This window comes from Streptomyces sp. NPDC026538 (genome assembly GCF_055567535.1).
On sequence record NZ_JBVHQG010000005.1, the window covers coordinates 199,418 to 224,145 of the forward strand.

20 protein-coding genes are annotated in these 24,728 nt (G+C 70.6%); 13 read left to right on the top strand and 7 right to left on the bottom strand.

All coding sequences use genetic code 11. The features are described 5' to 3' along the window. The first annotated feature begins 175 nt into the window (after nucleotides 1-175). The 5 genes from ACZ4N4_RS21390 to ACZ4N4_RS21410 all read left to right on the top strand — a co-directional run bounded on the left by ACZ4N4_RS21390 (nucleotide 176) and on the right by ACZ4N4_RS21410 (nucleotide 4,103). Nucleotides 176-1,786 carry a beta-N-acetylhexosaminidase gene (locus ACZ4N4_RS21390; protein WP_453568949.1) on the top strand — a complete coding sequence of 537 codons (1,611 nt, stop codon included), beginning with the start codon at nucleotides 176-178 and terminating at the stop codon, nucleotides 1,784-1,786. Between the two features lie 76 nt (nucleotides 1,787-1,862). Then, a complete protein-coding gene (locus ACZ4N4_RS21395; RefSeq protein ID WP_467590978.1) occupies nucleotides 1,863-2,651 on the top strand; it encodes a DUF4328 domain-containing protein in 789 nt (262 codons plus the stop codon). A gap of 199 nt (nucleotides 2,652-2,850) precedes the next feature. Beyond that, entirely contained in the window at nucleotides 2,851-3,390 is a 540-nt protein-coding gene (locus tag ACZ4N4_RS21400; RefSeq protein WP_467590981.1) for a hypothetical protein, read from the top strand. Nucleotides 3,391-3,546: 156 nt separating this feature from the next. Then, nucleotides 3,547-3,927: a hypothetical protein gene (locus tag ACZ4N4_RS21405; RefSeq protein ID WP_450754470.1), complete on the top strand. Its 381-nt coding sequence runs from the start codon at nucleotides 3,547-3,549 to the stop codon at nucleotides 3,925-3,927. 8 nt (nucleotides 3,928-3,935) lie between these two features. Continuing rightward, nucleotides 3,936-4,103 (top strand): hypothetical protein, encoded by a 168-nt coding sequence (locus ACZ4N4_RS21410; RefSeq protein ID WP_467590984.1) that lies wholly within the window; start codon nucleotides 3,936-3,938, stop codon nucleotides 4,101-4,103. Nucleotides 4,104-4,109: 6 nt separating this feature from the next. On the opposite strand, the gene ACZ4N4_RS21415 is transcribed toward ACZ4N4_RS21410, so the two are convergent. Continuing rightward, the gene (locus ACZ4N4_RS21415; protein WP_467590987.1) at nucleotides 4,110-6,374 is read right to left on the bottom strand and encodes a peptidoglycan recognition protein family protein; all 2,265 of its coding nucleotides are present in this window, start codon (nucleotides 6,372-6,374) and stop codon (nucleotides 4,110-4,112) included. Between the two features lie 718 nt (nucleotides 6,375-7,092). On the opposite strand from ACZ4N4_RS21415, the gene ACZ4N4_RS21420 reads away from it, so the two are divergent. Then, nucleotides 7,093-7,758, top strand: a complete 666-nt coding sequence (locus ACZ4N4_RS21420) for an RNA polymerase sigma factor (RefSeq protein WP_453568945.1) — start codon at nucleotides 7,093-7,095, stop codon at nucleotides 7,756-7,758. Beyond that, nucleotides 7,758-8,789 carry a hypothetical protein gene (locus ACZ4N4_RS21425; RefSeq protein ID WP_467590989.1) on the top strand — a complete coding sequence of 344 codons (1,032 nt, stop codon included), beginning with the start codon at nucleotides 7,758-7,760 and terminating at the stop codon, nucleotides 8,787-8,789. The genes ACZ4N4_RS21420 and ACZ4N4_RS21425 overlap by 1 nt, the downstream gene beginning before the upstream one ends. A gap of 217 nt (nucleotides 8,790-9,006) precedes the next feature. Here ACZ4N4_RS21425 and ACZ4N4_RS21430 read toward each other — a convergent pair whose 3' ends face one another. Then, on the bottom strand, nucleotides 9,007-9,906 hold the full coding sequence (locus ACZ4N4_RS21430; RefSeq protein WP_467590992.1) for a L,D-transpeptidase family protein: 900 nt from the start codon (nucleotides 9,904-9,906) through the stop codon (nucleotides 9,007-9,009). A 97-nt stretch (nucleotides 9,907-10,003) separates the two neighbouring features. Here ACZ4N4_RS21430 and ACZ4N4_RS21435 point away from each other — a divergent pair, with 97 nt between their 5' ends. After that, nucleotides 10,004-11,584 carry an acyl-CoA mutase large subunit family protein gene (locus ACZ4N4_RS21435; protein ID WP_467590995.1) on the top strand — a complete coding sequence of 527 codons (1,581 nt, stop codon included), beginning with the start codon at nucleotides 10,004-10,006 and terminating at the stop codon, nucleotides 11,582-11,584. A 127-nt stretch (nucleotides 11,585-11,711) separates the two neighbouring features. Continuing rightward, nucleotides 11,712-12,368 (top strand): leucine efflux protein LeuE, encoded by a 657-nt coding sequence (gene leuE, locus ACZ4N4_RS21440; RefSeq protein ID WP_467590998.1) that lies wholly within the window; start codon nucleotides 11,712-11,714, stop codon nucleotides 12,366-12,368. Nucleotides 12,369-12,398: 30 nt separating this feature from the next. On the opposite strand, the gene ACZ4N4_RS21445 is transcribed toward leuE, so the two are convergent. Then, a complete protein-coding gene (locus tag ACZ4N4_RS21445) occupies nucleotides 12,399-13,778 on the bottom strand; it encodes an FAD-dependent monooxygenase (protein WP_467591001.1) in 1,380 nt (459 codons plus the stop codon). 71 nt (nucleotides 13,779-13,849) lie between these two features. Between ACZ4N4_RS21445 and ACZ4N4_RS21450 the strand changes: the two genes are divergently transcribed. Then, nucleotides 13,850-14,497 carry a TetR/AcrR family transcriptional regulator C-terminal domain-containing protein gene (locus ACZ4N4_RS21450; protein WP_467591004.1) on the top strand — a complete coding sequence of 216 codons (648 nt, stop codon included), beginning with the start codon at nucleotides 13,850-13,852 and terminating at the stop codon, nucleotides 14,495-14,497. 138 nt (nucleotides 14,498-14,635) lie between these two features. On the opposite strand, the gene ACZ4N4_RS21455 is transcribed toward ACZ4N4_RS21450, so the two are convergent. Together ACZ4N4_RS21455 and ACZ4N4_RS21460 are read right to left on the bottom strand one after the other, a co-directional pair. Further along, entirely contained in the window at nucleotides 14,636-15,043 is a 408-nt protein-coding gene (locus ACZ4N4_RS21455) for a hypothetical protein (protein ID WP_467591006.1), read from the bottom strand. A 431-nt stretch (nucleotides 15,044-15,474) separates the two neighbouring features. Next, nucleotides 15,475-16,605 (bottom strand): acyltransferase family protein, encoded by a 1,131-nt coding sequence (locus ACZ4N4_RS21460; RefSeq protein ID WP_467591009.1) that lies wholly within the window; start codon nucleotides 16,603-16,605, stop codon nucleotides 15,475-15,477. 261 nt (nucleotides 16,606-16,866) lie between these two features. Between ACZ4N4_RS21460 and ACZ4N4_RS21465 the strand changes: the two genes are divergently transcribed. Together ACZ4N4_RS21465 and ACZ4N4_RS21470 are read left to right on the top strand one after the other, a co-directional pair. Then, a complete protein-coding gene (locus ACZ4N4_RS21465; protein WP_467591012.1) occupies nucleotides 16,867-18,327 on the top strand; it encodes a glycosyltransferase family 29 protein in 1,461 nt (486 codons plus the stop codon). Beyond that, nucleotides 18,324-20,642: a glycosyltransferase gene (locus tag ACZ4N4_RS21470; protein ID WP_467591015.1), complete on the top strand. Its 2,319-nt coding sequence runs from the start codon at nucleotides 18,324-18,326 to the stop codon at nucleotides 20,640-20,642. Before ACZ4N4_RS21465 ends, ACZ4N4_RS21470 begins: the two co-directional genes overlap by 4 nt. A 171-nt stretch (nucleotides 20,643-20,813) precedes the next feature. Here ACZ4N4_RS21470 and ACZ4N4_RS21475 read toward each other — a convergent pair whose 3' ends face one another. Both ACZ4N4_RS21475 and ACZ4N4_RS21480 read right to left on the bottom strand, forming a co-directional pair. After that, on the bottom strand, nucleotides 20,814-22,148 hold the full coding sequence (locus ACZ4N4_RS21475; protein ID WP_467591018.1) for an alpha-2,8-polysialyltransferase family protein: 1,335 nt from the start codon (nucleotides 22,146-22,148) through the stop codon (nucleotides 20,814-20,816). After that, nucleotides 22,145-23,122: a glycosyltransferase family 2 protein gene (locus tag ACZ4N4_RS21480; protein ID WP_467591021.1), complete on the bottom strand. Its 978-nt coding sequence runs from the start codon at nucleotides 23,120-23,122 to the stop codon at nucleotides 22,145-22,147. Before ACZ4N4_RS21480 ends, ACZ4N4_RS21475 begins: the two co-directional genes overlap by 4 nt. Before the next feature lie 198 nt (nucleotides 23,123-23,320). Between ACZ4N4_RS21480 and ACZ4N4_RS21485 the strand changes: the two genes are divergently transcribed. Then, nucleotides 23,321-24,679 carry a DUF6716 putative glycosyltransferase gene (locus ACZ4N4_RS21485; RefSeq protein ID WP_467591024.1) on the top strand — a complete coding sequence of 453 codons (1,359 nt, stop codon included), beginning with the start codon at nucleotides 23,321-23,323 and terminating at the stop codon, nucleotides 24,677-24,679. The last annotated feature ends 49 nt before the right edge of the window (nucleotides 24,680-24,728 follow it).

Genomic DNA, 24,728 nt, shown 5'->3' on the forward strand with positions numbered 1-24,728 from the left:
TCGTCGACGTTATCGAGGACGTTCATGGTGTGTCGGTTGGTTGCCTCAATTTCACCCGAAGGGGAGAGTTTCGGAGCGGTTGGATGACGCCTGAGCGGTGGATGCGTCATAGGTTGGACCGGTGAGCCAGCACAAGCGCAGGCCCTCGGCACGGCAGGGGACACGGAGACGGGCGATGATCGCCGCGGCCTTCGTGGGGACCGTCGCGATCGGCACCGGCATCGGTGTGTGGGCCGCCACCTCGGGCGACGGCGGGACCCCGGCCGGATCGGCCGCCCGGCAACCGTCCGGCAGCGGGACGGCCGCCTCGTCCGCCGATCGGGCCGCGACCCCGACCCCCACGCCGACCCGCAGCTACCCCCTGTCCCAGGCCCCGCGCACCATCCCCGCCGTGCGTTCCCACACCGCCGCCCGCGGACCCGGCTGGCGCCCCCGGAAGGGCGAGCGGGTCGTGGTGAGCGACGCGGCACTGGTCGACGAGGGGCGGCTGACAGCGGGTGAGCTGGGGCTGTCGTACGCCGGGCAGAAGGCGGCGAACGAGGACGTCAAGGCGGGCGACCTGCGGCTCGACCTCGGTGGGACGGGGGACCCGGAGTCGTACACGATGACCGTGCGCGGCGGGTCGGTGCGGATCAGCGGGGCCGGTGACGCGGGTGTCTTCTACGGCACCCGGACGCTCAAGCAGGAGGTGCGCGGCGGCGGCAGCGCCCCGGAGGGGGTCGTGAAGGACCAGCCGGCCAAGCCGCAGCGCGGGTTCATGCTGGACATCGCGCGCAAGCCGTTCACGGCGGGCTGGATCGAGAGCCGGATAAAGGAACTGGGCGACCTGAAGTTCAACCAGTTCGGGCTGCACTTCTCCGACGACCAGGGGTTCCGGATCGAGTCCAGCACCCACCCGGAGATCGTCTCTTCGGACCATCTGACCAAGGCGCAGGTCAAGGAGATCGTGGCCCTCGCCGCCAGCCGGCACATCCAGGTGGTGCCCGAGATCGACTCGCCCGGTCACCTCGGCGCCGTCCTCGCCGCCCACCCGGATCTGCAGTTGCGCAACGCGCAGGGCGTCGCCACCAAGGGCGCCATCGACATCTCCCAGGACGACTCGGCGGAGATCGTCGACGACCTGCTCGACGAGTACGCCGACCTGTTCCCGGGCTCCTACTGGAACCTCGGCGGCGACGAGTACCAGGCGCTCGCCGTCACCGACCCGCAGGCCTCCTACCCGCAGCTGGCGGACGCCGCCCAGCAGGCGTACGGCGCCTCGGGCACCGTCGCCGACCTCACCACCGGCTGGCTCAACGACCGCGCCGACACCGTCCGCGCCCACGACCGCACCATGCGGGTCTGGAACGACGGCTTCTTCCGGGGCACCTCCGTGCAGCCCGCCGAGGACCTCCAGGTCGCCTACTGGACCGGCAAGGAGATCGGCGCCCGGCAGCCGGTGGAGTACCTCCGCGCGGGCCGGAAGGTGCTCAACTACAACGACGAGTTCCTCTACTACGTCCTCGGTGAGCCCAACACCTTCGTCTATCCGACCGGGCAGCGGATCTACCAGCAGTGGACCCCCCGCGTGCTGCGCGGCACCGGCGCCGTGGCCACGCGGTACGACCCCCAGATCCTCGGCGGCTCCTTCGCCGTCTGGTGCGACCTCGCCAACTCCCAGACGCAGGACCAGGTCGCCGCCGGCATCCGGATGCCGCTGCGGGCCACCATCCAGAAACTCTGGGACCCGGGCACCCCGGCGATGTCCTGGACCGACTTCAAGACGCTGGCGGGCAAGCTGGGCTGACATGCGACGAGAGGTGGACGTACGGCGGTGACGGGCCGTATGTTCCGCTTCCGCGCGCGGACCAGGGGAGGGTCCCGTGCCCTACCCCGGGGGAACCGTCTTGATCTGCGCCCGCTGCCATCACTTCGCCGCCGCGCCCGGCGCCACCCTGTGCCAACGCTGCCTGGGCGCCTCGCCCGAGCCCGTCCCGGTCTTCGGCGGCGCGCCGGGGCTGTGGCCGCGCTCGCCCGCGGGGCTCGGCTGGGCCGCCGCCGTGCTGCTCGGCGCGGTCGTCGCCGCCGACCTGTTCGCCGTCTGGGCGGACCTGCTCCAGTACGACACCACGGGCGCCCTGGCCGACGGGGAGACCGGCGCCGCCGCGTTCCGCCGAGCCGACCGCGCCGACGCGCTTTCCGGGCTCGCCGCCGGTGCCCAGGCCGTGTCGCTGGTCAGCTGCGCGGTGGTGTACCTGTGCTGGTTCCAGCGGGTGCGGGCCAACGCCCAGGTCTTCAACCCGCTCGGGCACCGCAGATCGCCGGGCTGGGCGATCGGCGGCTGGTTCGTGCCGGTCGCGAACCTCTGGATGCCGCGCCGGATCACCCTCGACATCTGGGACGCCAGCAGCCCCTGGGGGACAACCCGTTCGCATGCGCTGGTCAACGCCTGGTGGACGCTCTGGCTGGCCTCGCTGTTCGTCGGCCGTGCCGTGACCGGCGGCAACGGCGACGCCGAGGGCGCGGCCCAGGCCCGTGACGACGCCCTGGGGATGCTGGTCTCGGACGCCCTCGACATCGCCGCCGCCGTCCTCGCGATCCTCGTCGTCGTACGGCTGACCCGGATGCAGCACGAGAAGGCGCTGGCGGGCACCGCCCCGGCCGCGCTCTGATCCACGGCCGCACGCGTCTCCCCGGTACTGACCGCCGGCCCCGATCCGTCGGCGCCGTTGGCCGAAAACCCTTTCTTCCGGGTGCCCGGTCTGCTGGGCGTCCCACCGCTGTGACACTCCCGGGCCCTTGCACGCAGTAAGGGGAAGTGCGGGCTCCGTACAGGTCGGCGCCTTGGTACATACCTATTGGGGGCGTGGGATGAGCCTGGTGGAGCTGATCGCGCAGGCCGATGAACGCGGGCTGGCCGCCAGCGGACTGGCTTGTTTGGATCGGTGCGTGCCGCTGCTCGGCGGGGACGACCTGGTGCTGCGGCCGCTGTGGACGAGCCTCGCCGACGGCTCCGGATGGGGTGCGGGTCTGGAGCAGGCCCGGGACGCGCTCGACACCGGCGAGGCCGAGGCCGAGCTGCTCGCCCGTCGCATGCTCGACGCCGCCCCCGTGCACCGCGCCCCCGACGAGGTGCGGCTGTGGGCCGACGCCTGTTCCGTCGCCTCGCTGCGCATCCACCGGCTCCTCGACCCCGCCGAGGACCCGGCACCCTCCGTCGACACCCGCCGCGAGGGCGGCACCGAGGACATGTCCCCGCTGGTCGCCGCCGAACTGCGCCGCCAGGTCACCGTCCTCGAACTGCTCGCCGGACACGGCGCGGCCGGGCTGCGCCGCGCGCTGGACGTCTCCACCGAGGGCCGCCGGGTGCTGCGCGCGGTGGTGTCACGCCGGGCCCGCGGGCGCGGCTGAACCGGCCGCGAAGGTCCGCCCGAGAGGTTCCTGTGAGCGCTGTGCGACGGAGCTGCGGCGGACTTGCGGGGGTCCTGCACCGGTTGCCGGAACACCCCGAACCGGAGTGACGAAACCGTTGCTGACCTCGCTTTTCCCTATGTGACAGTTCACTACGTGACAGCACAGCAGCAGACCAGGCCGCACGCCGCCACGAAACCGGCCCGCTGGGCGGCGGACGCGGTGGCCATGATGCGCGAGGGCGCGCGGGTCCGGCTCGACTACTCCGCACAGAGTCTGTGGCGGGTCGACCGGATGATCGAGGAGATACGCCGGGAGGGCGCGCCGTACGACGCGGTACGGGAGATGCTGCGCGGCCTCGGGTGCTACGCCGGCGAGGTGATCGCCCGTCACACCGGCGCAGAATGGTGGTCGTCCGGCGGCGACCACTGGGTCCGCACCCCCGACGGCCGGCTCTGGGACCCCGTCGACGAGGCCCGGCGGTGTTACGGCGGCCACGGCTCGCTGCGGCTGCTGTGCCGGGACGCCATGGGATAGCGGGGGGCTTGGCGAGAACACCGCTGGTGCACGGCTCCAACGTCGCCACCTGGTGGGCGATGGCCGCGCTGCTGCCGGCGGCGCTCGTCGCCGGAGTGGTCGTGAACGCGGACCGGGCGCCCACCCCGCGGACTGCGCGGGAGTGGACGCCCGAACCGGTCGACTCGGCTACTTGAGCCCGCCTACTTGAGGTAGACCAGGCCGTCCGTCGTGATCGTCGGACGGCCGCTGGTGCCGACCACGACGATCTTCACGGTGTGCTTGGCACTGGACGACCAGGTCTTCGTCCAGATCGCCTGGCGGTAGGAGGTCGTCGAGGACTTCAGGTCGACGGTCGCGACCTTGGTGCCGTCGACGTAGACGTACGCCTGGCCCGAGGTGGACGCCCGGGAGACCACCCAGGACGCGGACCGTCCGGTGAAGGTCCAGGTCAGGCTCGCGCCCTTGGAACCGCTGGAGTACGACTTGCCGCCCAGGTAGTTGGTGGACGAACGGGCCGTCCAGGTACCGGACTTGGTGGCCGAGGTCTCCTGGAGGATCACCGGGGTGAAGGACGACGACGAGGTGCGGGTGTTGCCCGCGTAGTCGTACGCCTTCATCGACCAGGTGCTCGCGGTACCGGACTTGGCCGTGCGGCTGGAACCGGTCGTGGTCGGTCCGAAGGTGGCCGTCGTCGGGGTCAGCAGGCTCACCGACTTCAGCGCGGCGCTGTCGGTGGCCTTCCAGCCGAGGGTGACCGGGACGGCCGTGGTGCTGACGGTGCCGGTGCGCAGGGAGAGCTTCGGCGCGGTGGTGAACGTCGGCGCGGTGGTGTCGGTGACGACGGTCACCGCGGCCGTCGTCGTGGTCCTGCCCGACTGGTGCACGGCCCGTACAGCGACGCTGTGGCTGCCCGTGCCGAGCGTGGCGCTCACCGAGGTGGCCGTGCCGGCGGCGGTGGCGGTGACCTTGCCGTCCACCAGCAGCTCGAACTTCGAGATCAGCGAACCGGGGGTGGTGGTCGACCACTTCGCCGTGATCGCGCCCTTGCTGTAGTACGTCGAGCCGGACAGGCTCGCGCCGGACAGCGAGGTGAGCTTCAGGCCCTGCACCGGGCCGGCCGCCCAGGCGCGGATCGTCGGCAGCTGCGGGTAGAGGGAGTTGCCGGGGCACTCGGTGTTGTAGCCGTCGCGGTGACCGGAGATCCGGTTGAAGGTGTACGCGCTACCCGCGGTGAAGCTGGTGCCGAAGAAGTTCGTCTGGGTCGCGCCCGCCGTGAGCTTGACGGTGCCGGCGGGGTCGGCGCCGTACTGGCCGAGCTTCCAGGCCGCGATCCGGGCGACCGACGCGAGGGCCGCGTCGGTGGCGCCGGTGGAGGTGTAATCACCGAGCACCGCGATACCGGCCGACTCCCGGTTCCAGCCGTAGGTGTGCGCGCCGAGCACGGGCCGGTCGACACCGCCCTTGCGGCCCTCGAAGATCGTGCCGCACTTGTCGACGAGGAAGTTGTAGCCGATGTCGTTCCACAGCTCGGTCTGCGTGTGGTACGCGTAGATGCCCCGCACGATCGCCGCGGAGTCGGAGCAGGAGTAGTCGTTCGCCCCGTCGGTGTGGTGGACGAAGACGGCCTTCACGTCGGCGTTGTACTCCGACGGGTCGGGACTCAGCGACTCGTCGGCGCCCCAGCCGGCGCGCGAGACGATCGGCGGCTCGGGGACGGTGGACGGCGGCGCGGTGGGCGCGGTGGCCGACGGGCTCGCGGACGCGCTCTGCGAAGCCGACGCCGAGGGGGACGCCGACGCGGAGGCCGAGCTGCTCGGTGACGCCGACGCGCTGTCGCTCGGGGAAGCCGGGGCAGAGGCCGTCACGGACTCGCTGGGCGAGACGGAGTCGGCGGGTGAGGCGCTGTCGGTGGGCTCAGCGCTGTCGCTCGGGGTGCCCTCCGCCACGTACGCGGCCGGTTCGGCCTTCGTCTCCGCGCTGGTCGCCACCCCGGGGTCGACCAGGTTCACCTGGAGCCCCTTGGGCAGACCGGAGCTGGTGGAGCCGTCCCGGTGGACGACCTGGACCTGGACACCGTCGGAGGGACCGACCCACAGCGGCTCGGACGCGCCGCGCGCGTCGGGCTCGGCCTTCGGGTCCTCCAGCGGGTCGGCCGCCTCCAGGTCCTGCCAGGCGGTCCACTCCCCGGTGGCGACACTCCGGGTGCGTACCTGGGCCGTGCCGTGCAGCCGCTTCGTCGCCCCCGTCCAGGACACGCCGAGCATCGAGAACTGCTCGGTGTTCGTACGCGGCAGCTCCCGCTCGCCGCTCGCGCTGCCCTTCAGGGCCAGTTCGTAGACCTTCACCGGCCGCTTGGCCCGCCCCTGGACGCCGTGGCCGGCGGACGGGCTGGCGACGGCGTATGTCACCACACCCCCGCCACCCAGGACCACCGCGCCGAGCGTCAGCCATGCCCGTCGCTTCATGCTCAACGGTCTGTACGCACGCTTTCCGCGTGAACTCACTCGTCCCCACCCCTAGAAAAAGACCACGGCTGTCGCACCTGGCACACCTGTCGCACAGGTAACCCTTAGAGACAGCGTCCGGTCCTGACCAAACGTCACTCGCCGATGGCCGCCGATGTGAACACGGCCTGGCAGCGGTCGATGCGGGCCGGGGGGCGGTGAGACGAACGTAACCGTGTACCGCGCCCAGGTGCTGCCGCAGACGATCACGAATGGAAAGGAGAAGGGCAAGTCCAGCAATACGAACCAGCCCGACACCACGGGCGGTTCGAAGAGGGCCACCGATCCCGCGTATCGGGCATCGAGGTGGCCAACCGGCCCTGAATCGCTCGGCGTTGGCGCATCCGCGCGGCACCGAAGCAACGACCGGGGCCGCCACCCCCCACAGGAGAGGCCCCGGTCGTCGCGCGGCACGGACCGCGCGGCGGCCCGTACTCTCTTCAGCGCCGTGAGTGCGTTTTCTGTCACACCTCAGGGCGTCACGAGTTAGTTGCACTTTGTACGGACGTGGACGGCGAGCGGTTTCAGGTCGTAACGTGCCTTTCGCGCCGGGCCGCGGAGGACGCATGACCACCGCAACCATCTGCGTCCCGATTACCGCAACCATCAATTGAGGAACCACGACGGCGAGAACCACGTCCGCGAGAGCGGCGCCGGATTAGGCGCGAAGAGGGATCGGGTGCTGGGGGACGACGCGGAGTTGACCACCGCGGTACGTGCGGCACAGGACGGGGACGAAACCGCCTTCCGCATCGTCTATCGCGCTGTGCAGCCTCGCCTGCTCGGATACGTCCGCACGCTGGTCGGCGATCCGGACGCCGAGGACGTCGCCTCCGAGACCTGGCTGCAGATAGCCCGCGACCTCGACCGGTTCGAGGGCGACGCGGACCGGTTCCGCGGCTGGGCCGCCCGGATCGCCCGCAACCGCGCCCTCGACCATATACGGATGCGCGGCCGCCGCCCCGCGATCGGCGGCGACGAGACGGAACTGACCGGCCGGGCCGCCGAGTCGGACACCGCCGGCGAGGCCATCGAGGCGCTGACCACCGACTCCACCCTCTCCCTCATCGCCCGGCTGCCCCAGGACCAGGCCGAGGCGGTCGTCCTCAGGGTCGTCATGGGCCTCGACGCCAAGACAGCGGCCGAGACGCTCGGCAAACGCGCCGGCGCGGTCCGTACGGCCGCCCACCGGGGCCTGAAGAAACTCGCGGAACTGCTCGGCGCCGACCCGGAGCAGGCGGGCGTCGTCCTCGACGCGCTCCCGCCCCAGCGAGAACCGAAGGATCGTGCGGTGACGTCCGCCACTGTGACGCATACGCGTTCGCGGACGCAGAAGGACATGTGATGGCCGACGAGCAGAACAAGTGGCTGAACCGGGTGACGGCGGAACGTCTGCTGCGCGGTGAGTCGCTGGAAGCCGTCGACGAATCCGCCCGTGACCAGGCAGAACGCCTCGCCAGGACGCTCGGGGCGCTCTCCGTGCGGAGCGTGCCGGACACCGCCGAACTCCCCGGCGAGGAAGCCGCGCTGGCTGCCTTCCGCAAAGCGCGCGAATCCGCCGAGGACGAGTGGACGTCCGTGGCGCGGCAGCCGCGCAGGCCGGGGCGGGGCTCCGACGCGGGCCTCGTCCGCATCGGAGCAGGTCCCCGGCCGCTCCGTGTCCCCGGCTGGGCCCGCCCCGCGCGGTTCGCCCTGGCCGCCGTGCTGACCGTCGGCATGCTCGGCGGGGTCGCGGTGGCCGCGGGCACCGGGGTGCTGCCGTCGCCGTTCGACGGTCACCGCCCCGCGCCCGGAGCCTCCGTCTCGGCGGCCGGCACCCCCGCACACCCGCAGGACTCGCCGTCCACCGAGTCCCTGCTCGGCGGCGAGACCGGCGCGCCCTCCGCGGACGCCACCCCCCGGGCCCCCGTCCGCCCCTCGCCCGACCCGTCCGGCAAGCCGAAGGACCGGGGCACCTCTTCGGACGGCACCCCCGGGAACCGGTGGCACCGTGCCCTGAGGTTCTGCCGGGACATCCAGGACGGCAAGTCCTTGGGTACCGACCGCAGACGTGCCCTGGAGGGGATGGCGGGCGGCTCCCGACGGGTCGACAGGTTCTGCAAGGTCCTCCTCGGCGTCGGCTCGGCCGGCCAGGACGGCGACTCCGACGCCGACAAGGGCGACGGCAGCGGCCAGGACGATCAGAACAAGGGCTCGGGCGGCAACGGCACCGGCCAGGGCGGTGACGACGACGGCCGTCCCGGCCGACGCGGCGGTGACGGCCGGGGCCACGACCACCGACAGGACGGTGTGGCCGCACCCGCCCCGACGGCCTTCGCACCCCTGCTGCCGAACCGGCCGGGTCCCTCGACCGACCCCGCATACGGAGCGCTTTGACCTTTACGCACCGCTGTGACCTGCGATTTCGAAACCCCCTGAACTTTTTTCCGGCAGGGTGTGACGTTTTCAGCGGTGGTGGCGCAGTACAGAGTGAGCCGACTGGTCATCGGCCGTCGCACAGAGCCGGGGTTCCCCCCGTACCCGTGGCTCGTGCATCGGCGCGGGCGGGACACGTTCCCCCGGTCCCGCCCGCGCCCCAAACACACTCCGTCACTCACCAGTAGACGACGACCTTGTCGCCGTTGCGTACCTGATCGAAGAGAGCCGAGACGGCCGCCTCGTCCCGGACGTTGACGCAGCCGTGCGAGCCGCCCGCGTACCCCCGGGCCGCGAAGTCGTACGAGTAGTGCACCGCCTGGCCGCCGCTGAAGAACATCGCGTACGGCATCGGCGAGTGGTAGAGCGTCGACACATGGTGGAGTGACTTCCAGTAGATGTGGAACACGCCCTCACGGGTCGGGGTGTACTGGGCTCCGAACCGCACCGACATCGTCGACACCGTGCGTCCGTCGATCATCCAGCGCAGCGTCCGGCTGGTCTTGCTGATGCACAGCACCCGTCCGGTCAGGCACCGCGGATCGGGCGCGGCGGCCGGCTGACCGCCCATCAGGTACAGCTCCCACTTCCCCGGCGTGTGCGTCATCCGACGCAGCCGCTGCCAGGTCACGGCGTCGGTCTCGCCCGTCTGCGGCAGCCCGCGCCTGCCCTGGAAGCCTTTGACGGCCTCGGCGGTGAGGTCGTCGTACGTCCCGGTCGGCCCGTCGAACAGCCAGGCGACCTGGCGCAGCCGGGCCTGCAGCTCACGCACGCCGGTACCGGTGTCGCCGCGGGTGAAGACGATGTGCGGCGGGTCGGTCTCGACGACGGACGGCGTCGGGGCGGGGGTCTCACGGGGTGGCCGGCTCGATGCCTCGCCGGGTGCCGGACCTCCTGTTCCGGCGGGTGTCCGGCTGTGCGGGAGCTCGATATGGACGGGCGAGTTCCCCTTGCCGTCCGGGCCGTCCGGCGGCTGCACCGTGCAGGCGCAGAGCGCGGTGAGTGCCGCGAGTACGGCGGCCGAGGCGAGCGTGCCGGCGGGCCGCCCCACGATCCCTGAGTACCCCGAGACCTTCATGCGGAGGATGCTTCCCCGCGTGACCGTCGCCGAACAAGGGGGCATGGTGGGAAGTGAGACGCCCCGCCGCACCGGCGCACCGCGGAGGTCAGCCGCCATGGTTCGTGAGTCGGAGTCCGGACTGCCCGTCGAGCCGGTCTACGGCCCGTCGGCCCTCGCGGGCTGGGACCCCGCGGAGAAACTCGGCGACCCGGGGTCGTACCCCTTCACCAGGGGCGTTTACCCGACGATGTACACCGCCCGCCCCTGGACCATGCGCCAGTACGCCGGCTTCGGTACGGCGGCCGAGTCCAACGCCCGCTACCGGCGGCTGATCGCCCACGGCACCACGGGGCTGTCCGTCGCCTTCGACCTGCCCACCCAGATGGGTCACAACTCCGACGCCCACCTGGCGCATGGCGAGGTCGGCAAGGTGGGCGTGGCGATCGACTCGGTCGACGACATGCGGGTGCTGTTCGGCGGGATCCCACTGGACCAGGTGTCGACGTCGATGACGATCAACGCCCCGGCGGCCGTGCTGCTGCTGCTGTACCAGCTGGTGGCCGAGGAACAGGGGGTGAGCGCCGACCGGCTGACCGGGACGATCCAGAACGACGTCCTCAAGGAGTACATCGCGCGCGGCACGTACATCTACCCGCCCGGACCGTCCCTGCGGCTCACCGCGGACATCTTCCGATACTGCCGTACCGAGATCCCGAGGTGGAACACGATCTCGATCTCCGGCTACCACATGGCCGAGGCCGGCGCCTCGCCCGCGCAGGAGATCGCCTTCACCCTCTCCGACGGCATCGCGTACGTGCGGACCGCGGTCGCGGCCGGCATGGACGTGGACGACTTCGCACCCCGTCTGTCCTTCTTCTTCGTGGCCCGTACGACCCTGCTGGAGGAAGTCGCCAAGTTCCGTGCGGCGCGACGGATCTGGGCAGGGGTGATGCGGGAGGAGTTCGGGGCACGGAACCCAAAGTCGCTGATGCTCCGCTTCCACACCCAGACGGCGGGCGTCCAGCTGACGGCCCAGCAGCCGGAGGTGAACCTGGTCCGGGTGGCCGTCCAGGCCCTGGCCGCGGTCCTCGGCGGCACCCAGTCGCTGCACACCAACTCCTTCGACGAGGCGATCGCCCTGCCGACGGACAGGAGTGCCCGGCTCGCCCTGCGCACCCAGCAGGTGCTGGCCCACGAGACCGACGTCACCGCGACGGTGGACCCCTTCGCCGGTTCCTACGCGGTGGAGCGGATGACCGACGACGTGGAGGGCGCGGCCGTCGGTCTGATGCGCCGGGTCGAGGAACTGGGCGGCGCGGTGGCGGCGATCGAGGCCGGCTTCCAGAAGGGCGAGATCGAGCGCAACGCCTACCGCATCGCGCGGGAGACGGACGCGGGGGAGCGGGTGGTGGTCGGGGTCAACCGCTTCCGGCTCGACGAGGAGGAACCCTACGAGCCGCTGCGCGTGGACCCGGCCATCGAGGTCCGGCAGGCGGAACGGCTCGCCCGCCTGCGCGCCGAACGGGACCGGCGGGCCGTCGACTCGGCCCTGACCGCCCTGAAGAGGGCCGCCGAGGGCGCCGACAACGTCCTCCACCCGATGAAGGCGGCCCTGCGTGCCCGCGCGACGGTCGGCGAGGTGTGCGACGCGCTGCGGGAGGTGTGGGGCACCTACACCCCGGTGGACACCTTCTGACCCTGGTGGGCACCTTCTGACTCCGATGGCACCTTCTGATCCTGGTGGACACCTGCTGACTCCGGTGGATGCCTTCCGGTCGGCACGGGCGGGGGCGGTGTCAGACCCCCGTGCGAGACTTCTTCGCATGTTCGGTGTCATCGATCTCCCCACCTACCTGGCAGGCCTCGTCCTGATCGTCCTGCTGCCCGGCCCCAACTCGCTGTACGTACTCTCGGTCGCCGCCCGCCAGGGGATACGGGCGGGCTACACGGCCGCCGCCGGGGTGTGGTGCGGAGACACCGTGCTGATGACGCTGTCCGCGGCCGGGGTCGCCTCGCTGCTCCAGGCCAACGCCGTGCTGTTCGGGATCGTGAAGTACGCGGGCGCCGGCTACCTGACCTGGCTGGCGGTCGGCATGCTGCGGGCGGCCCGGTCGATGTGGCGGACCCGGCGGGAGCGCGCGGCCGCGGAGAGCGGTCCGGCACCGGCCGCCGTCACACAGGAGCGGCCCTACCGCCGCGCTCTGGTGATCAGCCTCTTCAACCCGAAGGCGATCCTGTTTTTCGTCGCCTTCTTCGTGCAGTTTGTGGACCCGGGGTACGCCTACCCGGCGCTGTCCTTCGTCGTGCTCGGCGCCTTCGCCCAGCTGGCCAGCTTCCTGTACCTGACCGCCCTGATATTCAGCGGCACCAGGCTGGCCGCCGCCTTCCGCCGCCGCAAGCGTCTGGCCGCGACGGCGACCTCGGCGGCGGGGGCGCTGTTCCTGGGCTTCGCGGTGAAGCTGACACTGGCGAGCGCCTGAGCCGCCTGCGCGGGCCTTCGGCGCCTCGCCCTACGCGACCCGGAAGGCCCCGGTGCGCGCCGCGTACTCCCGCAGCCCCTCGGCCGTCCCGCCCGCCCAGCCCACGTAGCCGTCCGGGCGGACCAGGAACACACCCGGGCCGTACGACTCCGGGGCCGGCAGGCCGCCGATGCCGTCCACCGGCTCCGGGGTCAGCAGGGTCCAGTGCGGTCCCCGGAAGGCGTCGAACATCCGCACCCCGTCCGCGTTCCGTCCGTCGGGCGCGCGGTCGCCCGCCCGCACCGGCCCCGGCTCCGCCCGGGTCTCCGCCGTCAGTGAGGACTCCCGGTAGCCGATCCCCAGCTGGACCGTCGCCTGGCCGCGCCGTACCTCGCCGCGGTGGACGCCCGTCGAGAGGTTCAGCATGGCGGCGGCGTTCGCGCGGCGCTCCTCCTCGTAGGTGTCCAGGAGCGCGTCCGGGGCGTCACCGGCGAGCACCGCGGCCAGTTTCCAGCCCAGGTTGTAGGCGTCCTGGACGCTGGTGTTCAGGCCCTGGCCGCCGGCCGGGGAGTGGACGTGGGCGGCGTCTCCGGCCAGGAAGACCCGGCCCACCCGGAAGCGGTCGGCCAGGGCGGCGCGCGGGCGGAAGTCGGAGGCCCAGCGCACCTCGGTGACGTCCGCCGCGCCGAGGTGGCTGTACGCCGACACCAGGCGCCGTACGCCCTCCAGGGACAGGTCGGCCTCGGTGCCCTCGGGCAGCTTCGCGCTCAGCTGGAAGTCGTCCGTGCCGGCCAGCGGGCACAGCGCCACGCCGTTGCCGTCGGCGCCGGCGAAGACGTGCCAGTGGTCGCGGTCGAGGCCACGCACCCGCAGGTCGGCCACCAGGAAGGGGTTCGGGTCGACCGACTCGCCGGTCATCGCGACCCCCACCGCGCGCCGTATGGCAGACCGGCCCCCGTCCGCCGCCACCACATGGCGCGCCCGGGCGGTCGTACCGTCGGCGAAGTGGGCGGTCACCCCTTCCGCGTCCTGTTCCAGACCCGTCAGGGCCTGACCGAACCGGACCCGGCCGCCGAGCTCCAGCAGCCGTGCGTACAGCACCTCCTGCGTCCGCCACTGCGCGACCATCAGCGGATCGGTGTACGGCGCGCCCTCGTCCGCCGCCACCTCGTCGAAGATCGGCCGTGTCTCCAGCGGCTCGCCGTTCTTCCAGAACAGCTGGGGCGGGTAGGGGCCGCCGGCCGCGCGGAGCGCCTCGCGCACCCCGAGGTCGTCGAAGACCTCCTGGGTGCGGGGCTGGATCCCCTTGCCGCGCGAGCCGGCGAACAGCTTCTCGCCCGCCTCCACGACCAGCGCGTCCACCCCGCGCCGGGCGAGGTCGATACCGAGGGTGAGTCCGGTGGGGCCCGCGCCCACGATCAGGACGTCCATCACACATCTCCTTAACGTCGTTAAGTGCCGTCGGGGGCAAGGCTGCCCTTAACGCTGTTAAGCTGTCAAGCGTGAGTACGGAACGACGCGCCCCCCTCGACCGCCGCCGGGTCGCCGACACGGCCCTGCGCCTGCTGAACGAGGTCGGCCTGGACGGGCTGACCCTGCGGGCCATCGCCAAGGAGCTGGACGTCAAGGCGCCCGCTCTGTACTGGCACTTCAAGGACAAGCAGGCGCTGCTCGACGAGATGGCGACGGAGATGTACCGCCGGATGGTCGCGGACGCGCGACTCGACCCCTCCGGCACCTGGCAGAACGTGCTGCGCACCATGAGCGGCGGGCTGCGCGCGGCCCTGCTCGGCTACCGCGACGGCGCCAAGGTCTACAGCGGCTCACGCTTCACGGGCATCGACCACGCCGGCGAACAGGAGGCGTACCTGCGCGTCATGACGGAGGCCGGCTTCACCCTCGCCCAGGCGGCCGTGATCGGCGCGATGGTCAACGCCTACACCATCGGCTTCGTCACGGAGGAACAGGGCGTCCAACCCCTCCCCGGCGAACGCCGGGAGGGCTACGACATGGAGGAACGGGCTCGCCTGCTGGCCGACTTCCCGCTGTCGGCGGCGGCGGGCCGGGAGATCTTCACCGACTACGACAGTCAGTTCGACACCGGCCTGGAGATCATCATCGCGGGTGTCGGTGCTCGGTACGGCGTGTGACGAGGAAATCCGTGTCGTCCGCGGCACCGTGAAAAAAGAAAATGACAGGAACTCGGCTCCGTGGTACACGGTCTCAGTCGGAAAAAAACCCGTTCCCGGGCGGTTGCGCAACCGCCCGGGAACGGGTTTTTTGCTGGTTCAGCAGTGGTCGGTGTTCGTCCGGTACCAGCCGCCCCACGTATTGGTCGCGTAGTCGTCGTAGTTGCAGTAGTAGTTGCCGGCCGCCGTCACGACCTTGATGGCCTTCCCGGCGGAGGACTCGAAGTAGCCGACGGTGGCCAGGGCCTTTCCGTCGCCCGGCATTTCCTTCCAGCCGCCCGCGCCCGACCAGGTGTGCCAGATGGTTCCGGACGGGGCCACGCCGAAGCATTCGTCCGGCCCGTACTGCCAGTCCACGAAGTCCGCGCCGTATTCGTTGAGGTTTCCGGTGTACCCGAAACAGGTGGCGGTCGCGGCGGACGCGGGCGAGGTGGAGACCCCCACCGCGCCGAACGCCGCCAGGGACACCACAGCGGCAGCGGCCGACAGGCGGAAACGAGACTTCACGAGCTCTCCTCTGTTCGGTTCGATCTTGCCGGGCTTGTTCCGGGCTCACGCTAGGAGTGCGCGAGTCGATCTCACAAGCATGGTTATTGGCCGCTCGCGTCAATGGGACGAAGGGCCTCCAGGTACGGAAAGAGGCATTGGAATTAAGCTCGAATTCGCCCGTCGTGCCCGGCTCGCGGAGCGCATTGCGGACCAATGCGAAGAAAGAGCGATGGACCGGGGCGGGCGCACGTCTGTGAGCAGCGCCGACCTGTTTGTTCACCGAGTCCCGAAATGCCGGGCAAAGGAGGCATTCGGCGTGGCCGAGAAGGCGTAGGAAGGCATGGGTGACGCCAAGTCAAATCATTTTCCGGCACGGCGCCTCGCCGACGAGCCGCAACTCGTCGGCAAGGCGCCGAATTCGCCGCCTGCGGCGATACCGAGCTGGCCGGCTAGACCGGATTCCGGGTGCCGGAATCGCCCTTCAGCGCCGTTTTCAGCCGCGGCCCGAACGGCCGCTCCACATAGCGGTGGATCAGCCAGGCCAGGCCCAGCATGCCGAGCACCGTCACCGCCAGCGTGGGCCACGGCGGCAGCCCCCAGCCCCGGTGCAGCACCCGGATCACGAACCAGCCCAGGTGCTCGTGCACCAGGTAGAACGGGTACGTCAGCGCCCCCGCCGTGGTCAGCCAGGGCCAGGCCGCCCAGCGCGTCCAGCCCGCCGCCACCGCCGCCACCGCCGCATAGGCCAGCGTGACGACGAGCATCACCACGTACGGGTTCCGGGGCGAGCCGGCGTGCCACAGCCCCTCCGTGGCCATGCGCAGTCCGAGGATCCAGGAGAGCGCCACGATGCCCCAGGGCAGCACCCCGCCGCCGAAGCGGTGGACCAGGTAGAGGGCCAGGCCCGCGATGAAGTACGGGGCGTACTGCGGAATGACGACCAGGTCGGTCCAGGGGCCGCCGGCCGAGGTGCTGAGCACGGCGGCCAGGGTCCACACCGAGCAGAACAGCACCACCCTGCGGTAGGTGACGCCGGGCAGCACGACGAGCAGCGCGAACAGCGCGTAGAAACGCACCTCCACCCAGAGCGTCCAGCAGACGCCGAGGACGCGGGGCGCGCCCATCGGCTGTTGCAGCATGGTCAGGTTGACCAGGAACTCGTCGAGCCGGACGGCGTGGACCACGGCCGGCAGGACCAGGGACGCGCCGGTGATCAGCACCAGAGCGACCCAGTAGGCGGGGTAGAGGCGGGCGACGCGGGAGCGGAAGAAGTCGCCGAGGGAGCGGCCCCAACTGCTCATGCAGATCACGAAGCCGCTGATGACGAAGAAGAACTCGACGCCGAGACAGCCGTAGACGGCCGCCCGGGACAGGGTCGGGAAGACGTGGGCGGGGTTCTGGTGCCAGGACGCGGAGACCACTCCGCCGCGCCCTGTGTAGTGGTAGAGGCAGACCATCAGCGCGGCCAGGAGCCGTAGTCCGTCGAGGGCCAGGAGTCGGGGGCGCGGTCGTCCGGGTGGGGCCGGCGCGACGGCAATCTTCGCAGGCGGGAGCGCCTTTGTCGGGGTGGCGAGAGACATGGTCCGAGACGCCTACCCGGTCCCGGGCGGTTAATCATCCGATCTGTTCACAGAGTCCCCGGGACGTGGAAGTCCCATACCGTCACCTGGGGGAACCATAGGAAGTGCGCGGTGAACCTGCTAACCATTCTCTCACCCGTCGGGATTCGTTAACCATATGGTCGTTTTGGCTTCCTAGTTTCTCCATCCATCCCCCCTGTGCGGGGCACCCCACCACACACAGCAGTTGCACAAGCTTTGCTTGGCAAAATCAGGAGAGCTATGACGAGGGTCCAGAACAGGCGGGCACCTGCGCGCGGAGGGGAGCTGGACGACTGCCTGCACGCCTGCGCTGTGCACAGCGGCAAAGTGGTCGGCAGCCTCGACCGCCGTCGCGCGGAGCTGGCGGAGCAGTTGCGCAAACTGCTGGTGGTCGTCGCCACGGAAGGCACCAGCATGCCCGCGCCGGCCCCGGCCGGCGGCGCGACGGCGCTTCTCAAGCGCGCCGTCAAGGGCGCGGCGAGCCCCTCCGGCGGCATCAACAACGACCTTCTGGACGCCCTGCTCGCGGTCGCCAACAAGGCCCTGGAGTGCGGCTACAACGACGAGCTGAACCTCGCCCTGGTGATCAGCGACACCGTGCTCGCCCAGCGCAAGAACTCCCGCGCCGGCTGGCGGCTGCGCGCCCGCATCCTGGAGGGACTCGGCGAGGAGAGCGAGGCCGTCGAGGCCTACGAGCGCTACCTCGAACTCACCAAGGAGGACGGCTTCGGCGTCGCCAACCGGATCTCCGGCCTGCGCCGCGCCGCCGAACGCGAACGCGAACTCCTGGACCTCCTCAAGCACCAGGTCCCCGCCGCCACGGATCACGTCCGCGAGCCCTCCACGGCCACCTGGGCCGAGGGCCTCGCCCTGCAGGCCATCGGTGACTGGAAGGCCGCCGAGCCCCGGCTGGTGGGCGCCCTGCTCGCCCTGGCCGCGGACGAGGCGCCGGTGAACGACCGGCAGGAACTGCTCAGCCAGTACCTCGACCTGCGCCTCGCCGAGGGCGGTGACGCCGGTCTCACCGACGCGGTCGCGCTCTACGCCGAGCAGCGCCGGATCCGGATGCGCGGCCCGGTCGGCAACCCGACCTTCGACGGCGTGCAGTGGATCACCCTCGGGGAGTTCCGCAACCAGATCGCCGGCAAGTCGATCTGCCTGATCGCCAACTCGGGCCGGGTGGGTGCCAGCGGCATGGGCAAGGAGATCGACGACTACGACCTGGTCGTGCGCTTCAACTCGTACAAGATCGACCCGAAGCACACCGGTGAGCGCACCGACATCCACGTCAGCATCCACAAGCACGCCTTCAACTGGGAGAAGCCGGTGACCACCCGGCTGATCTTCGGCGGCGTCTCCGGCGACTGGAAGCACTCGCTGCGCAACAAGCTGGTGCCCGGCGCCCAGAAGTACCTCGGCGACGAGTCGCTGCGCTGGCCGATGCGCAACATCGGGCAGATCGGCGCCGACGCCTGGTCGGGTATCCCGACCTCCGGCTTCAACATGCTCTGGCTGCTGGACTTCCTGGACGTCAGCCCGACCCTGGACCTGATCGGGTTCGACTTCTACGAGAGCGGCGCCTACCGCGTGCAGGAGGCCATGAAGCTGGCCATCACCTCCGTGCACGAATACACCAGCGAGAAGGATTGGGTCATGCAGCGGGCCCAGAGCGTGAGCGACATGAGGATCTCCCTGCGATGACGACCACCTTCACCCCGGCGATACCGAACACCGACGCGAGCGCCCTCACCAAGAAGCGCCGGATCGCGTTCGCGTCCTACGTGGACGAGAACTACCTCCCCGGCTTCCTCGTCCTGCTGCGCAGCCTCGCCCTGTCCAACCCGGGCGTCTGCGAGGACTTCGTCGTGCTCTACGACGACCTGCGCCCGGCCTCCATCGCGAAGATCCGCGCCCTGCACCCGCGGATCGTGCTGCAGCGGGTCAACGACACGCACTACGACTCGTACGTCAAGGGCGACCAGGACAACTACCTGGTCCGCAAGGCGTACTTCATCCTCGACATCTTCCGGCTGCGCGACTACGACACGATCATCACCCTGGACACCGACATGGTCGTCCTCGGTGGTCTCGGCGAGCTCCTGGAGCTGCGCGAGGGCCTCGCGGCCGTGCCGCAGTTCTTCTACGGGCAGCACAAGCTGAACTCCGGTCTTCTGGTGATCCAGAAGGAGTACCTGTCCGACGAGTTCTGCGCGAAGATCGACAAGATCGGCCGCAGCGGCGAGTACGAGCTGGACAAGCACGACCAGGGCATCCTGAACGCCGTCCTGGACGGCGACTTCGTCCGCCTCGACGCCAAGTACAACTTCGTCAAGCGGCGGCTCTCCGGCGACCTCCCGGTCCCGGAGGAGACGAAGATCCTGCACTTCACCGGGCGGCACAAGCCCTGGCAGGGCGGCGAGTCCGGCTACGCGCAGGCCGAGGACCGCTGGCGCGAGTTCGAGATGAACGACGCCGACTTCCACGCGGCCTACTTCGCCTCCTCCGGCGGCCTCCACCACGACCTGGTCGTCCACTTCGGCACCCCGCACGTCAAGCGCACCGGGGACGTGGAGATCGCCCGCAAGGTGGCCGCCGCGCACATCGCGGCCGGCGACTACCAGGACGCCGTCGACGTGCTCAGCAGCGTCCGTATCCCGCTGGACGAGGCCTGGCCGCACGAGGTGCTCGGCCACGCCCTGATGAGCGTCTCCCGCTACGACGAGGCCAAGACCCAGCTGCTGCTCGCCAGCGCCGCCCCCAACCGGGCCGCGACCGCCTTCTCCCGGCTCGCCCAGATGGCCTGGGTGCACGGCGACAACACCGAGGCCCTCCGCTACGCCACCGCCGGCCTCACCGTCGACCCCACGCACCGCCCCAGCCGCCTGTGGGCGCAGCGCGCGGCCGCCGTCCCCTCCCAGGAGCAGGGCAGCGCCGAGGACCAGCTGGCGCACGTCGCGTTCTACATGGACCGGCAGGGCAACGCGGGCGACAAGCTGCTCCCGGAGACCGTCCGGCTCGGCTTCGGCCCGGACACCTCCTCCCGGCGCTGGCACTCGGTGCACGCCCACCGCTACTTCGACCAGGCCGCCCTGGAGCGGGTCAACGCCCGCCGGGGTCTGGTCATCGGCGGCGGCGGTCTGTTCATCCCGGACACCATGCCCAACGGCAACAGTGCCTGGCAGTGGAACGTCCCGGACGAGCACCTGCGCGCCATCGACGTCCCGATCATGATCTACGCGGTCGGCTTCAACGCCTTCGACGGCCAGTCCTACCGCGCCACCCGGTTCAACGAGAGCCTGCGGCTGCTGGTCGAGAAGTCGTCCTTCTTCGGCCTGCGCAACCACGGCTCCATCGCCAAGGTCCGCGGCATGCTCCCGCCGGAGCTCCAGGACAAGGTCGTCTTCCAGCCCTGCCCGACCACGGTCATGCGCCAGCTGGTGACCGGCTGGACCGACCCGGCGTACCGCGAGGACACGGTCATGCTCAACGCGGCCTACGACCGCGCGGGGCTGCGCTTCGGCCACGACTACGCGCACTTCCTCGCCGAGATGGCCAAGGCCGTGCGCAAGATCGGCGCGCACACCGAGGTCAAGTGTGTCGCGCACTCGCTGGACGACGAGAAGATCGCCTTCGACCTGCGCCGCGAGCACGGCATCTCGCTGCCGGTGATCCCGATGTACGACTTCTCCAACGACGAGATCCGTGAGACGTACGCCAAGACCCGCCTGGTCATCGGCATGCGCGGGCACGCCGGCATGATCCCGTTCGGGGTCGGCACGCCCATCATCTCGCTCATCTCGCACCCGAAGATGGCGTACTTCCTGAACGACATCGAGCGGCCCGAGTGGGGCGTCTCGGTGCACGAGCGCAACCTCGGCGACATCCTCACCGAGCGCGCGATCGGCATCCTCGACAACCACAGCCGTACCGTCGCCGACGTGCACGACCGGCAGCAGCAGCTGTGGAAGGTCACCGAGGAGAACCGCGCCACGATCAAGAAGATCCTCGGCCGATAACGCCGAAGGGGCGGGTCCGGATCCGGACCCGCCCCATGGGCAGCGCCCCGTAAGGGGCGCGGGGCTGTATTGGATGTGCGGCTCCGCCGCGTGAGCGCGACCAGCCACAACGGCGCGGCAGCCGACCGACGACATGACGCGGCGCTTCCAGCGGAGCGCTTGGCGGAGCGCCTAGCGGCGCACGACCCGCCGCAGGTTGCGCGCCTTGCGGGCCATCCGACGGACGGTCGCGTTGCGCGGCAGGAAGCCCAGCTGGGCCGGAAGCCCGCCGGGCAGCGCGAGCGAGGTCAGGCGCTTGCGCTTGAAGTAGCGGATGGTCGTGTCGTTGAGGTGCTTGGTGAGATAGCGCTCGGTCTCCTGGCGCAGCTGCGGGTGGATCTTCGGCTGCATCGCGAAGCCCACCGCGCGGAGCAACTCGGTGAGTTCCCCGACGGTCAGCAGCGCGCGCTGCTCCTCGACGGCCTTGCGGTCGGTGAGCGAGGGCAGCAGCGCGTCGACGACGGTGACCGGCACGCGGTTGCTGTTCTCGTACGGGGTGAGCTTGTCGAGGAGCGTGTCGGTGCCGATCCGGGCGGTCGGCAGGCCGTACAGCGCGGACGCGGTGAGCAGCGCGGTGGAGAAGCAGCCGACGACCAGCGCGGGGCGCATCTTCTGGTACAGCACCTCGGCGAGGACCGTGGTGTCCAGGACGGTGAGGTCGACCTCGAGCCTCTCGGCCTCCTGCTCCAGGGTGTGCACGAAGCGGGCCGGGGCGGAGGGGTGCGGCTTGAACACGACCTTGGTGTGGCCGAGTTCGACGGCGCCCTTCAACATCCGGACGTGCAGGTTCTCCTCCTGCTCGGGGGAGAGGATGCCGAGCGCGGAGAGGTACTGGCCGAGCAGCAGGGCCGGTTCCTCGATCTGCGGCAACTCGTCCCCGCTGGGGGCCAGTTCGGCCAGCACCTTGGTGAAGGCCGGGGTCGGCACGACCTCGCCGGGGACACCGAACTCGGTGAGCAGCATCGGCTTCAGACCCGGCACCAGGTCGAGGTGGAGGACCCGGTCCACCCGGGTGCCGACCAACGGGTCGATCTTGTTGCGGGTCGGGCCGTAGCTCATCAGGCCGTCGGCGTAGACGGTGACCGGGGCGCCGGTGAACATCTGGGTGAGGCTCAGCGAGGGGTTGACCTGGATGGACTCGACGGCGAGTTCCACGTCGTCGTCGCCGAGCCGCCACTCGTGGCGCAGGAAGCGTTCCCACAGGGGGAGGTCCTCGGGGCGCGGGGCCCAGCCACCGGGGTGGAACGGGAAGATCGTCTCGTTGTACGAGATCACGTCGTCGAAGCGGTCCCGCAGCCGCTCGAAGCCCGGCGCCACGTCCAGGCCCGGAGTGGTCTCCGGGGTGGCCGCGTTGTTGCAGACCAGCAGGATGCGCCGGTCGGCCGGGCGGAAGACGCCGGAGTCCAGGGCGGCGGCGAGGGTGGCCGTGCCGTAGAGGGTGGACGCCTGGAAGATCTGGGTCGTCACGCGGCGGCCCCCGCGGGAGCGGGACGGCGGCGCAGCCGGCGCAGCTTGGTGGCGCGCTGGAGGTCCATGGAGTCCAGGGCCTCGTCCAGCACGTCCTGCGGCATGCGCCGCAGTGCGGCGGCGCTCATGGATTTCAGCTTTTTCGCCACCGCGGGCTCGAACCTTTCGATGGATCCCAGGTGATGGGAAATGATGGCGCAGTAGGTACGGACGGCCTTCGGCAGGAGTTCCTTCGCGTCCGCGTCCTGTGCGGTTTCCTCGATCACCTGGTCGAACGCGCGAATGAAATCGAGCTGACGGACATCTCCGATCTGCGTGAGTGACGAGGCTACGCCACGCCGGTAGAAGACGCCGAGCAGGTTCACCGCCGCGAAGGACTCGGCCTCCCGGTGCAGTTTCCAGATCCACGGCCGGTCCTCGGCCGTGCGCAGGCCGTCCGTGAAGTGGACGACCCCCTTGTCCACCAGACGGCGGTGGTAGACCCCCGCCCACGCGTACGCGTAGTCGACGGAGGTGGTCCGGTCGGTCGGCAGGATCGCCTCCCGCGGGTTCATGACGGTGTTGCGGCGGCCGACCGGCACCCGGTGCACGACCCGTGCGCGCGCGGTGCACTGCACATGGTCGGTACGGACGAAGTCGCAGCCCAGCGACTCGATCGCGGTCACCAGGTCCGGGTAGTAGCCGGGCGCGAGCCAGTCGTCGCCGTCCAGGAAGGTGACGTACTCGCCGCGTGCTTTGTCGATGCCGGTGTTGCGCGCGGTGGCCAGCCCTCCGTTCAGCTCGTGTCTGACATGGACCGCGCCTGGCAGCTCGCGCTCGGCTCGCGCGAGAATCTCTGGTGTCCCGTCGGTCGAGCAGTCGTCGACGAGAATGAATTCGAAGTCCTCACGCGCGTTCGCGCGCAGGCTCCTCAGGGTGTCGGGCGCGTATTGCTGCACGTTGTAGAACGGCACGATGACGGAGAGCTTGACCACGTGGGGGACGTTAGAGGGGCGCCCGTCATCCGTCCTGACCGTTGTCTTGACACCAGGTGAACGACATGTGTCGAAGCTATGAATCGGGGCTTTTTCAAGGCTTATCCCGGGCTGATTCGCCATTCGGCGATGTGTTGTTAACCCTTTGTTGGATTCGGGTTCGGGAGATCCTCGGAATCGCTTCCTAGCGTCTTGGATGTGCCAGCAAGTGCAACGAAGTCCCTGCGGGTGGCCGTCCTGGCGGATTCCGATACTCGGTGGAAGTGGGGGGCGCTCACCGCGAAGCGCCTGATCCCCAACGAAAGCGACAACTCGGACGTCCGGCTCGACGGCTACCTCCTGCGCGGCCGTGCCACCCCCACCGCCCGCCAGCTCCAGGAAGTCGGCGTCCACGCGGACTCGCTCCGCGAGGTGACGGCCGTCGAGTTCCTGCGTGCCATGGAGGCCGGGCCCGCGGGCACGGAAGCCGACCCCGAGGGCACGGCGTCGTACGACATCCTCGTCCTCTCCCTCGTCGGCGGCGGGGTGCAGGCGATGCTGCACGGGCTGCGCAGCGTCTTCGCCGGCCGCGAGAAGCGGCCCGTCGTCGTCACCGGCTATGTCGGCGTCGTCTACGAGAAGCTCGCCGACGGTCTGCTGCTGCGGCACGGAGCGGACCTCGTCCTCGCCAACTCCCGCCAGGACGCGGACCGATTCCGGGCCGTGTACGACGGGGTCGGCGCGGACTCCTCCGCGGTGACCGAGGTCGCGCTGCCGTTCCTCGGCGGAGAGCCCTACGAAGGCGAACACGAGCCCTACACCGTGGTGTTCGCGGCCCAGCCCTCGGTCCCCGAGAGCCGCAAGGACCGTACGTACCTGCTCAACCGCCTCATCCGGCACGCCCGTCAGCACCCCGAGCGGGAGGTGCTGCTCAAGCTGCGCTCCAAGCCCGGCGAGCACACCACCCACATCGAGGAACTGCCGTACCAGAAGCTGGTCCAGGGCAAGGACGTGCCCGCCAACTTCCGTCTGGTGTACGGGCACATGGGCGAGGTACTCGACCGCACGGACCTCCTGGTCACCGTCAGCTCGACGGCCGCTCTGGAAGCCCTGCACCGGCGGATCCCCACCGTGGTCCTCACCGACCTCGGGGTCCGCGAGACGTTCGGCAACCACCACTTCGTCGGCTCCGGCTGCCTCGCCTCCTGGGACCAGCTCGACGCCGGACACCGCCCGGTGCCCGACGCCGAGTGGGTCTCACGGCAGGGCGTCGCCGCCGACGGCTCCTACGCCACCGCGTTCGACGCCGGCCGCGAGCGGATCGCCAAGCTGCTCGCCCGGCCCGGCGGCCTGCCGCCCCTGAACCCGTACTACACACCCGAGACCGCACCCGGTTACCTGCCCGGCATCCTGGCCCGCCACCACCTCGGCCCCGACGGCGTACCGCTGCCCGGCGCGCCCGCCGCCGACAAGGCACCGGGCCCCGTCCGCCAGATCGTGCGCCGGGCCGCACGCGGCGCCTACCGCCACGGCGTCCAGCGGGTGGCCCCCGTGATCCGACGAATGGGAGAGCTGTGAGCGACCGGATCCCGCGCCAAGGAGCCCAGCTCCACGCATCCGAAGGAAC

What these genes read in the sequence shown, in the direction of transcription:
- ACZ4N4_RS21415 (WP_467590987.1), bottom strand. Translation starts at nt 6,374, where the DNA reads ATGAAGCGACGGGCATGGCTGACGCTCGGCGCGGTGGTCCTGGGTGGC.
- ACZ4N4_RS21465 (WP_467591012.1), top strand. Translation starts at nt 16,867, where the DNA reads ATGACGAGGGTCCAGAACAGGCGGGCACCTGCGCGCGGAGGGGAGCTG.
- ACZ4N4_RS21425 (WP_467590989.1), top strand. Translation starts at nt 7,758, where the DNA reads ATGGCCGACGAGCAGAACAAGTGGCTGAACCGGGTGACGGCGGAACGT.
- ACZ4N4_RS21470 (WP_467591015.1), top strand. Translation starts at nt 18,324, where the DNA reads ATGACGACCACCTTCACCCCGGCGATACCGAACACCGACGCGAGCGCC.
- ACZ4N4_RS21445 (WP_467591001.1), bottom strand. Translation starts at nt 13,778, where the DNA reads ATGGACGTCCTGATCGTGGGCGCGGGCCCCACCGGACTCACCCTCGGT.
- leuE (WP_467590998.1), top strand. Translation starts at nt 11,712, where the DNA reads ATGTTCGGTGTCATCGATCTCCCCACCTACCTGGCAGGCCTCGTCCTG.
- ACZ4N4_RS21400 (WP_467590981.1), top strand. Translation starts at nt 2,851, where the DNA reads ATGAGCCTGGTGGAGCTGATCGCGCAGGCCGATGAACGCGGGCTGGCC.
- ACZ4N4_RS21430 (WP_467590992.1), bottom strand. Translation starts at nt 9,906, where the DNA reads ATGAAGGTCTCGGGGTACTCAGGGATCGTGGGGCGGCCCGCCGGCACG.
- ACZ4N4_RS21435 (WP_467590995.1), top strand. Translation starts at nt 10,004, where the DNA reads ATGGTTCGTGAGTCGGAGTCCGGACTGCCCGTCGAGCCGGTCTACGGC.
- ACZ4N4_RS21460 (WP_467591009.1), bottom strand. Translation starts at nt 16,605, where the DNA reads ATGTCTCTCGCCACCCCGACAAAGGCGCTCCCGCCTGCGAAGATTGCC.
- ACZ4N4_RS21390 (WP_453568949.1), top strand. Translation starts at nt 176, where the DNA reads ATGATCGCCGCGGCCTTCGTGGGGACCGTCGCGATCGGCACCGGCATC.